The following is a 9,680-nucleotide window of genomic DNA, read 5'->3' on the forward strand; positions in this document are numbered from 1 at the left end:
CCTCAGCCCTTCTTGGGGCGCCGGACGCGCACGGCCAGCGTGGGTTGCCGGGCCAGGCCCAAGGACGTCACGGCTTCGCCCAGCTCGGCGTCCAGGTCGGAGCGGACCTCCTCAAGATCGCGGAAATGTGCCCGTGCTCGGGCTTTGACCTTCCGGCGGCCGACATCGACCTGTGCCGACTGAACACCGGGCACCTGCATGGCCCGGTCGCGCAGAACCAGGGCGGCCGCGCGGCGGTCGAGCCCGGCTCGGACGTCCTCTGTCCCCGGGATGCCGGTGGGCCGCCGCATGGGCAGCAGCCTGCGCAGTCCCGGCGTCACCGCCAGCAGGAAGAGCCACAGGCCGAGGGCCATCGCCACCGCGGCCCCGACGATCATCCAGACGTCGTCCAGGGGCCGTGTGGCCAGTTCCTCGGCGAGCCGCCGCCGCCAGCGCATCGCATTCCGGCCTGCCCGCACCGCGACCACGTCGTACAGGAGAAATCCGACGGCCGCGGCGGACAGCAGCGCTGCCAAGGCCGCGGGAATCCGCCGCGACGACCAGAAACGGTGCGCCGACCGGCCTGATCCGTCGATCACCTTCGTAGCGCCCTCGGCCGGCCCCGGGGTGCCGTCGGCGGACGGGGCCGCCGGTCCCGGACCGGAGGAGAGGTCGCTGTCACCGGTCGGCTGCCGCGAGGTGTTCGCGCTCATCTCACCCTCTCCCGGTCCGTGTGCCGCGTATGCACCGAGTGCAGTTGCTCGACCGATACCGCGAGGTCGGACACCTCCATGCCGGCCCATACCCTGATCCGCTCGGTGACCTCCCGGCGCACCGCGGCGCACTGCGCCCCGATGTCGGACGGGTAGCCGAGTTCGACGGTGATGTGCAGCCGTGCCTCGCCGAGCACCGCCTGCCGTCCGGCGGCGGACTCGGCGTCCTGGCCTGCGCCGGTCCGTTCCGGCGCCCGCCGTACGGATGTGCTCACGTGTGGCGTCCGGCGGCCGGGTGGTACGTGGCCGGCCGACTCGGCGAACCGGCTCAGCGCCTCGCGCGCCACCCGGGCCGCGATCTTCGCGACGACCCGGTCGGTGACGGCAGTTCCCCCACGCTCCCCGCGGGGGACGCCCGGACGCTCATCGGCTTCCCCGCTCACCGCTGCCAGTCTCCCCGAGCCTGTCGCCGTTCGTCGCGGATCCGATCCTGCCGGTCCCGGCGGCGGACGAAGTCGCCCGGTTCGAGATCACCTTCCATGAACCGCCCGATGACGAGACCGACGAGGCCCAGCACCAGCACCAGCAGGAAAGCCCAGAAGTCACCGAAATACGCGGCGAAACCCAGCGCCATTCCGGCCATCAAGCCCACCACGGCCCTGCTCATCTCGCGCTCCTTCACTCAAGTGGGCTGTTCCGCCCCGGCTACTGGATCCGCTGCCGCTCCTCCCCTTCGTCCTCCTCGTCGTCCGGCAGTTTCACGTCGCTGACCGTGATGTTGACTTCCACGACTTCCCGGCCCGCCATCCGCTCCACCGCGGAGATCACGTTCTCCCGCACCGCGGCGGCCACGTCCGTGATCGAGACGCCGTAGTCGACGACGATCTCCAGATCGATGGCCGCCTGCAGCTCGCCGACCTCGACACTGATCCCGCGCGTGGCGGATTTGCCGCTGCCGGCGCCGGGCATCCGCTCCCGCATGGATCCCATCGAGCGGGCGAATCCGCTGCCCAGGGCATAGACGCCGCGTACGTCCCGTGCAGCCATTCCGGCGATCTTCTCCACCACCACATCGGCGATGGTCGTCCGGCCGCGCGAACCGGGCGCAGCGCCGAGCCTGACGCTGGTGTTCTCAGTCATCGGGATATTCCTCCCTCGCGAGGCCACACAGAGCACCTATTACTCGGATTATAGTCTTTTTAGTACCTTTTGCCCGGATGGAGGGCGCGCGAAGGGGTGGTCCGAGGCCCCGCCCCGACCTCTCGCGGACACTCCGGGCAGAACGCCGCGGGAAGAGAACCGCGGCCGTGGAGAAGAAGGGTGAGAGGCCAGTGACCGAGGCGTGGAAGCAGGCGGTACAAAGCCGGCTCGGCCTGGGCCGACTGCTCCCGCTCGGCGGGCCCGACGACGGGACGTGGATCACCGAGCAAGCGGCCGTCCAGGCCCTCGGGCGCACCGCCGCCGAGATCCCCGATGTCCGGCTGGAGTCCCTGCGCATCGGGTCGGCGCCGCTCCAACCCGCGTTTGAGCCGGCCGTCCGTCCGCCGGCCGGCGCGCTACCGCCTGGCCCGCTCACCATCGAGGCCGCCTTCACCGCATCCCTCGTGCGGCCGCTGCCGGAGACCGCCGCCGAATTGAGGAACGCGCTGCTGGGAGCGGCCACTGAACGGCTCGGGCTGGACACGGTGACGGCTGACATGCGCGTGACGGATCTCCGTGAGGTCCCGGAGGCAGGCGGGACGTCTCGGACCGCGGCAACGGCCATGAGGCCCACGCCGGAAACTGCGGCCGCGCATAGCCCGCCCTCGGTGACCGGCACAGGGCCCATGCGGGGACTCGTCGGGGAGCTGGCGGCCGTCGCGACGGGTGTGCCGGGCGTAGCCCGCCTCACGGCCGTGCTGGGCAGCCGCCCGGTCAGGGTGGAGGACCATGATGATCCACCCGGCCGGCACATCGAGGTTCACCTCGCGGTCGCCCCCGGACACCATCCATTGCAAGTGGCCCGCGCCGTCAGGGAGGCCGTAGCCGAGGCAGCCACCGCTGACGACACCCCGGGCCCGGCCACCGTCGCCGTCCTCATCACGGAAACCGCGGCCTGGCGAGGGACCTCGCCGGTCAGCATGATGAGCGCCCCTCAGTGATCAGCCGCCCCTCTCCCCGGGGTTCCCGGGGTTCCCGGGGTTCATCTGTGAAGCGCGCGGCCGTCATTCCGCCGACCCTGCGCTGCCCTGCGACGGTGTGAGACCTGCCTGGCAGGGAACCCGGCCGCCGGCAGGCGTTCCTGTTCTTCCCGCTCCTTGACCCTGGAGGGCTTCAACCTGCACGCGCCGAGCGTGAAGGCGCTGGCCAACCGCTCACTCAAGCACCGAACGCTCGACGGCACCCTGCTGTTCGCGCACTTCGCGGTCTATCCGACCGTCCTGCTCCGGCTGCTGCCGCCCGGCATGGCGATCGCCTTTCTCGCCGTGCAGCAGGGTCTGTTCGGCGTCTATCTCGGCTCCCTCTTCGCGCCCAACCACAAGGGCAGGCCGATCCTGACGGGCGATGACCGCCCGGACTTCCTCCGCCGCCAGGTGCTCACCTCACGCACCGTGCGCGGCGGCCGGTTCACCGACATCTCGCTGGGCGGGCTGAACCACCAGATCGAGCATCACCTGTTCCCCAGCATGCCCAGCCCCAACCTGCGCAAGGCCCGGCCCATCGTCGGGCGCTACTGCGAGGGACTGGGCGCGGACTACCTCGAGACCGGGCTGATCACCTCCTGCCGGCAGGCCCTCACCAGCCTCCATCGGGCCGGAGCACCACTCAGGCACCCCCTCGCCCAGGCCTAGAGACGCGCTGCCGCAGCCGTCGGGGCCCGCGATGCGGTGACTGACACGGCACGCATCGGTCCAGGAGCACGACTGTCCGGCATACGGCGACGACCGCGTCACCGTCGACGACGAGCTCTGGTCGGGTCGGCGGTCGGGGACCCGGCCCGGCGCTACAAGGTTGTCGTCGACTCGTCGTCGGACGAGGGCCTGACAGAGCGGATTCAGCCCACATGAGGCCGGGAACCTCCGAGAACCCGACCTCAGCATCGCCGGACAGGCGATCGAGCCGAACCCGCGCCGGACCCGGGTCATTTCATCTGACGGCGGGTCCGTTTCAGCTCGCCGTCGATGGCCCAGGCGTCGGCAACCGGTCCGAGGTGGCCCAGCTTGTCGGGGTTGATGACCGAGCGGATGGCCTGGACCTGCCCGTCGTGCACGTCGAGGGTCAGGGCATGGAGAACCTTGCCGTCCCGGTCGTGAAAGACGGCGCCGGGCTGGCCGTTGACCTCATGCGGCTCGAACGTCACGTCGATCCGGGCCAGCAGCGGGAAAACGGAAGCCAGCAGCCGAGCCACGTTCTCCGCGCCGACGACGGCCCTGGCCAGCTGCGGGGCCTTGCCGCCGCCGTCCCCGACCATCTGCACGTCGGCCGCCAGCAGATCCCGCAGGCTGGTGACATCGCCTTCGCGGAGCGCGTCGAAGAATCGCGTCGCCAACTCCTGCCGCTCCTTACGGTCCGCTTCGAACCGCGGCCGCCCGGCCTGCATGTGCCGCCGTGCCCGTACCAGCAGTTGCCGGCACGCCGCCTCCGAACGCCCCACCGCCGAGGCGACCTCGTCGAACCCGAAGCCGAACACCTCCCGCAGCACGAACACCGACCGCTCCAGCGGGCTGAGCCTCTCCAGAAGCAGCAGCGCCGCCATCGACACCGAGTCGGCCAGTTCCGCCGAGCGCGCCGGATCCTGATACGGATCGTTCAGCAGCGGCTCGGGGAACCACGGGCCCACGTACTCCTCCCGACGCACCCGCGCGGAGCGCAGCACGTCGATCGAGATCCGCGTCACCGTGGCGGACAGAAACGCCTTGACCGACGTGGGAACGGTCGTCGAGCCGTCGTAGCGCAGCCATGTCTCCTGCACCGCGTCCTCGGCCTCGCTCACGCTGCCCAGGATCCGGTAGGCGATCGAGAACAACAGGGACCGTAGCTCTTGGAACTCCTCGACCTTGTTCACGCCGCGTCCTCCTTGAGGTCTTCCCACCCGGCCGTATTTCCCGTCGCGGGGACGTTCTGGTGATCTTGAGGTCCGTCGGAGGGGCCGTGCAACGGCCCTGTGCCGGGGACTTGCGACAGCGCCCCCGGGCTGGTCACCGATGGCCACTCAGTGGAACTGCCCTACCTCGTAGTCGCCGGCCGGCTGCTGGGCGATGATGTTCAGCCGGTTCGCCGTGTTCATGAAGGAGACCAGGACTACCAGGGCGGTGAGCTGCTCCTCGTCGTAGTGCTGCGCGGCACGCGCCCAGACCTCGTCGCTGACGCCGCCGGCCGCGTCCGCGACCCGGGTGCCCTGCTCCGCCAGCTCCAGCGCGGCACGCTCGGCCTCGGTGAAGACCGTGGCTTCCCGCCACGCCGTCACCAGGTGCAGCCGCACCATGGTCTCGCCGGCCGCGGCGGCCTCCTTGGTGTGCATGTCGATACAGACGGCGCAGCCGTTGATCTGGCTCACGCGCAGCGCCACGAGCTCCTGTGTGACGGCCGGCAGCGGCGACTCCTTGAGCGTCCTGCCCGCCGACATGAGGTGCTTGAGGGCCTTGGCGGCGGCCGGGTGGGCGAAGTAGTTCAGTCGCGCGTCCATTGCGTTCTCCTCCGTGCTCGGTTCTCTTGCGTGCTCGGTTCTCTTGCTCACCGGTGGCTACACCCCTGGGACGAGACAGCCCAACGCCCTGTGACACCGACCCCCGTGTGATCCACGTCTCCCCGGACTCGGGTGTTCGGGGACGTCACAGGAGGGGGTGCTGTCTCGTCCCAGGGGAAGCAGGCAATCCCGGAACAAGGAGCTGATGATGAACCTCGCCCTCTGGATCGTCGCCGGACTGATGGCCGCCGTCTGCCTGATCGGCAGTTCCAAGATGTTCGTGCCCCAGGAGAAGCTGGCCGCCTCGGGCGGCACCGCCACCCGATGGGTCGAGGACTTCAGCCCCAGTGCCCTCAAGGCCATCGGCGCCGTCGAACTCCTGGCCGCGGCGGGCCTGACACTGCCCGCCGCGCTCGACATCGCGCCGGTTCTGGTGCCGCTGGCCGCCACCGGACTGGTGCTGCTGTTCACCGGCGCGCTGACCATGCGCCTCCGCCGTGGCGAGAGAGTGACGATCGTGGGCGACCTGGTCTACCTCGCCCTGGCTCTCTTCCTGGCATGGGGCCGCTTCGGCCCCGAGTCCTTCGCCGGCTGGCCACCCGGGTCGGCGTGAGCTGGTTGCCGAAGGCCCACGGGCTCACCCCGACGAACGAACTCCAGCACGGCTTGGGTGTCGCGGTCCCGCCGGTGACAACCCGAGATCTCGGCCGGCTGACAGCCACCGAGGGCCCGACTCGATCGTCAGAGTCGCGACGCTCGACGTGGACGGCCTGAGCGGGATCGTCGTCGACGGCCTCGGCCCCGTCACGTGGTGACCGAACCTCACCTCACCTCACCTCACCCCACCTCATCCCCCATTCCATTCCATCCGCGCATCGAGTGAAGGAGCAATCTCATGATCCTTGTCACCGGAGCCAATGGCGTCGTAGGACGTCAGGTGATGAACCAACTGGTTCAGGAGGGCACGGCTGTCACCGCGGTCACGCGTGGAACCGGCGTGGCCCGGCTCCCTGACGGCGTGACAGCGGTCCGCGGCGACCTGTTCCACCCCGAGTGGATCGAGGCGGCGCTGGAAGGAGTGGAAGCGCTGCAGATCAGCCCGCGCGCCGCCGGGCCCGGCCTCGGCGAACTGCTGAGGCTCGCAGCCGAGCAAGGCGTACGGCGCGCGGTGCTGCTGTCGGCCACCACCGTGCAGTACCCGGCGGGGGAGGCCCGTTTCGCCGCCCAGTTCCAGCACGCCGAGGAAGTCGTCATGAGTTCGGGCCTGGACTGGACGGTCCTCCGCCTCAGCGACTTCGCCGCCAACGCGCTGGCCTGGGCGCCCCAGATCAGGGCCGGTGACGTGGTGCGCGGCGCGTACGGCCGGGCCGCCACCTCTCCCATTCACGAGACCGATATCGCGGCGGTCGCCGTACGGGCACTTCGGGGCAGCCTTGGCAGCAAGGCGATCCACACACTGACGGGGCCGCAGTCCCTCGACCAGATCGAGAAGGTACGACTCATCGGCGCCGCCATAGGCCGGACGCTGTCCTTCCAGGAGCTCCCGCCCGAGCAGGTACGGCAGGGCATGCTCGCCCAAGGGCTGTCCGAGGAGGTCCCCGCCCGGTTGCTCGGCTCCCTGGCCGATTACGCCGACCGACCGGGGCCCACCACCGGCACGGTGGCGGAGCTGTTGGGCCGGCCCACGCTCACCTTCGCGGACTGGGCACGCGACAACGCCCGCGCCTTCGGCGGCTGATCAGTGCGGTGAAGCGGGTGCGGCGGCGGCCGTGCCGCGGGTTCGAATCCGGCCGGGGGCACGACCGGTTGGGGCCGGCAACCCACGCGTTGCCGCGAGACGTGATCAGCTTCAGGCGTGGAAGCCATCATCGCCAGCGCGATAGCCGTTCTCGGAACCCTGCTCGGATCGGGGATCACTCTGGCGTTCCAGCAGCGCACCATCGACAGGAGCCATCAGCTCACCCGCCGCGAGAAACTTCGGCAGGAGCGGCTCGACGCGTACTCCGCCTACGCCGGCGCGCTGATCAACTATCGCCGCGGGCTGGTCCATCTGTGGTTCTGCGAGCATGAGCAGCCTCCGCCGGAGGACCCCGACGCGGTGCGCATCCGCGCCTACGACCTGCGCTCCAGTGCCCAAGAGGCCCTGTTCCGGGTGCAGATGCTGACGGACGACGACAGGCTGAGCCGAACAGCGGAAGAAGTGCTTGCGGACATCACGGAGCTGCCCAAGGCGGACTCCCGGGCCGAGTTGGACGAGAGGAGAGTACGGACACGGGACAACATCAGCCGTCTCGTCGACTCGGCCAAGAAGCACCTCTGAGGTACGCGCGCAGGCCCTTCGGCCGATTCACCACGCCGACGGACCGGGAACCCGGCGGTCGACGTCGCGGCGGTTGCCGACGGCCTTCTCTTCGAGCGAGACCAACCTTCAGCACGCATCTTCGACTCTTCTTGATACTTAGTCTCAATGCGATGTAGAGTTTCTCCCACGCACTTCGTTCCGAACGGGAGTTTTCGCATGAGCAAGATCTGGTTCATCACCGGTTCCTCGCGCGGCTTCGGCCGCCAGTTCGTCCACGCCGCCCTGGAGCGCGGCGACAAGGTCGCGGCGACCGCCCGCAACACCGACTCCCTCGCCGACCTGGTCGCCGCGTACGGTGACGCGGTCCTGCCGCTGACCCTGGACGTCACCGACAAGGCCGCCGCCACCGCGGCCGTCCAGCGGGCGCACGACCACTTCGGCCGCCTGGACGTGATCGTCAACAACGCCGGTTACGGCCTGTTCGGCGCGGTCGAGGAACTGACGGAACAGCAGGTCCGCGACCAGATGGAGACCAACTTCCACGGCGCCCTGTGGGTCACCCAGGCCGCCCTTCCCCTCCTGCGGGCCCAGGGCAGCGGCCACATCGTGCAGATCTCCACGGTCGGCGGCGTCGTCTCCTTCCCCAACCTGGGCGGATACAACGCCTCCAAGTGGGCCCTGGAAGGCCTGACCGAAGCCCTCGCCCAGGAGGTCGCCGGCTTCGGCATCAAGGTCACCCTCGTCGAGCCCGGCGGCTTCGAGACCGACTGGGCCGGCTCCTCCGGCGTCTTCGCGGAGCAGCTGCCCGCCTACGACGAGCTGCGCGCCGCGGTCGCCGCGAGCTGGGGCGACGTCAAGTCCGGTGACCCGAACGCCGTCGGCCCGGCCCTGCTCAAGGTCGTGGACGCCGACAACCCGCCCCTGCGCGTCTTCTTCGGCACCGCCCCGCTGCACCTCGTCCCGCAGGTCTTCGCCGACCGGCTCAAGACCTGGGAGGAATGGGCCGACGTCGCCACGCAGGCCCAGGGCGTCGCCGTATAGCCACGCGTCACGGCCGGACCGGACCGGACCGGCTCCCGACACCTCGGCCCGGTCCGCCCAAGCCGCCCGGCCTGCGCGAGCGTATGCGCGCGACGGTGCGGGCGGAGGTGGTCGCGGTGGCGCACCGGCTCTTCACGGAGCAGGGGTTCGACCGGACGACCGTGGACCACGGCAGGCCCTGGCCCGGCCCTGGCCCGGCTGCGACGTCGAGCCACGGACAATGAGGCTGGTGGGCACGATGCACGAGGAGGCGGCCTCCGCCGATCCGCGCACGTGGTCCAGCAGCAGCCGCGCGGCCGCCTCACCCATCTCCCGCATCGGCTGGCGGACGGTGGTCAGTGCCGGATAGGCGTACGACGCCATCTCGACGTCGTCGAAGCCCACCACGGCGACATCCTGCGGAACCCACAGGCCGGCCTCGTGCAGTGCGGCGAGCACGCCGGCCGCCGTGGGTCGTTGTGTGCGAAGACCGCGTCGAACTCCAGGCCGTCCGCGACGGCGCGCGTCACCGCGCTCCGGCAGCGTTCGAACTGGAAGTCGCCGCAGATGATGCTGCGCCGGCCGATCTCGACGCCGGCTTCCGCGTAGACGTCGACGAAGCCGTCCAGCCGTTCCCGCGGTTCCAGGTCAGCATGCGCAGACCGAAGCCCTCGGTCTCCAGCGTTTCGACGACCGCCTGCACGATGCCGGCCAGGCCCAGGCCATGTCGGGGACCAGCATGCCGATCATCTGGGTGGTGCCGCGGGCGAGTCCGACCGCTCCGGCGCTCGGCACATAGCCGAGCCCCGATATCGCCTTGCGGACCTTCAGGACGGTGTTCTCGTTGATCTCGCTTTGGCATTCAGCACGCGCGAGACCGTCGTCTTGCTGACGCCGGCCCGTGAGGCCACGTCGGCGATGGTGACTCCCATGCCACCTCCTCTCACTCCACTCACTCCACTGACTCCACGCAGAGGCGGAAGACGTTCCTCTCGCACCG

Annotated in this window: 13 protein-coding genes and 1 pseudogene; 6 read left to right on the forward strand and 8 right to left on the reverse strand. The window is 70.1% G+C overall.

Translation table 11 applies throughout. From position 1 onward, the window contains the following. Positions 1–2 precede the first annotated feature (2 nt). Genes QA802_RS18390 through QA802_RS18405 form a run of 4 tightly spaced genes read right to left on the reverse strand, consistent with a single transcriptional unit; the run spans position 3 to position 1,832 of the window. Complete coding sequence (locus QA802_RS18390) at positions 3–692, reverse strand: DUF6286 domain-containing protein (RefSeq protein ID WP_334523848.1); 690 nt, start codon at positions 690–692, stop codon at positions 3–5. Next, positions 689–1,135 (reverse strand): Asp23/Gls24 family envelope stress response protein, encoded by a 447-nt coding sequence (locus QA802_RS18395; protein WP_334523851.1) that lies wholly within the window; start codon positions 1,133–1,135, stop codon positions 689–691. The genes QA802_RS18390 and QA802_RS18395 overlap by 4 nt, the downstream gene beginning before the upstream one ends. Next, positions 1,132–1,359, reverse strand: coding sequence for a hypothetical protein (locus QA802_RS18400; protein WP_334523854.1), 228 nt, complete (start codon positions 1,357–1,359; stop codon positions 1,132–1,134). Before QA802_RS18400 ends, QA802_RS18395 begins: the two co-directional genes overlap by 4 nt. Before the next feature lie 38 nt (positions 1,360–1,397). Continuing rightward, on the reverse strand, positions 1,398–1,832 hold the full coding sequence (locus QA802_RS18405) for an Asp23/Gls24 family envelope stress response protein (protein ID WP_319166602.1): 435 nt from the start codon (positions 1,830–1,832) through the stop codon (positions 1,398–1,400). A gap of 191 nt (positions 1,833–2,023) precedes the next feature. Between QA802_RS18405 and QA802_RS18410 the strand changes: the two genes are divergently transcribed. Continuing rightward, positions 2,024–2,833 carry a hypothetical protein gene (locus tag QA802_RS18410; protein WP_334523860.1) on the forward strand — a complete coding sequence of 270 codons (810 nt, stop codon included), beginning with the start codon at positions 2,024–2,026 and terminating at the stop codon, positions 2,831–2,833. Positions 2,834–2,955: 122 nt separating this feature from the next. Beyond that, positions 2,956–3,523: pseudogene (locus tag QA802_RS18415) on the forward strand (fatty acid desaturase family protein); the annotation flags it as partial. A gap of 290 nt (positions 3,524–3,813) precedes the next feature. Here QA802_RS18415 and QA802_RS18420 read toward each other — a convergent pair. Continuing rightward, the gene (locus tag QA802_RS18420) at positions 3,814–4,737 is read right to left on the reverse strand and encodes an RNA polymerase sigma-70 factor (RefSeq protein WP_334523863.1); all 924 of its coding nucleotides are present in this window, start codon (positions 4,735–4,737) and stop codon (positions 3,814–3,816) included. Between the two features lie 147 nt (positions 4,738–4,884). Next, a complete protein-coding gene (locus QA802_RS18425; RefSeq protein WP_334523866.1) occupies positions 4,885–5,358 on the reverse strand; it encodes a carboxymuconolactone decarboxylase family protein in 474 nt (157 codons plus the stop codon). A 208-nt stretch (positions 5,359–5,566) separates the two neighbouring features. Between QA802_RS18425 and QA802_RS18430 the strand changes: the two genes are divergently transcribed. The 4 genes from QA802_RS18430 to QA802_RS18445 all read left to right on the forward strand — a co-directional run bounded on the left by QA802_RS18430 (position 5,567) and on the right by QA802_RS18445 (position 8,701). Next, a complete protein-coding gene (locus tag QA802_RS18430; RefSeq protein WP_334523869.1) occupies positions 5,567–5,971 on the forward strand; it encodes a DoxX family protein in 405 nt (134 codons plus the stop codon). Positions 5,972–6,253: 282 nt separating this feature from the next. Further along, the gene (locus tag QA802_RS18435) at positions 6,254–7,096 is read left to right on the forward strand and encodes an NAD(P)H-binding protein (RefSeq protein WP_334523872.1); all 843 of its coding nucleotides are present in this window, start codon (positions 6,254–6,256) and stop codon (positions 7,094–7,096) included. Between the two features lie 117 nt (positions 7,097–7,213). Next, the gene (gene kilB, locus QA802_RS18440; protein ID WP_334523874.1) at positions 7,214–7,678 is read left to right on the forward strand and encodes a plasmid transfer protein KilB; all 465 of its coding nucleotides are present in this window, start codon (positions 7,214–7,216) and stop codon (positions 7,676–7,678) included. Between the two features lie 198 nt (positions 7,679–7,876). Further along, positions 7,877–8,701 (forward strand): SDR family oxidoreductase, encoded by an 825-nt coding sequence (locus QA802_RS18445; RefSeq protein WP_334523877.1) that lies wholly within the window; start codon positions 7,877–7,879, stop codon positions 8,699–8,701. 132 nt (positions 8,702–8,833) lie between these two features. Here the strand turns inward: QA802_RS18445 and QA802_RS41610 are convergent, their stop codons facing one another. Then, a complete protein-coding gene (locus QA802_RS41610) occupies positions 8,834–9,139 on the reverse strand; it encodes a substrate-binding domain-containing protein (protein WP_443042140.1) in 306 nt (101 codons plus the stop codon). Positions 9,140–9,507: 368 nt separating this feature from the next. After that, positions 9,508–9,612, reverse strand: a complete 105-nt coding sequence (locus tag QA802_RS41615; protein WP_443042141.1) for a LacI family DNA-binding transcriptional regulator — start codon at positions 9,610–9,612, stop codon at positions 9,508–9,510. Positions 9,613–9,680: the final 68 nt, after the last annotated feature.

The organism is Streptomyces sp. B21-105 (genome assembly GCF_036898465.1).
Taxonomy (GTDB): Bacteria; Actinomycetota; Actinomycetes; order Streptomycetales; family Streptomycetaceae; genus Streptomyces.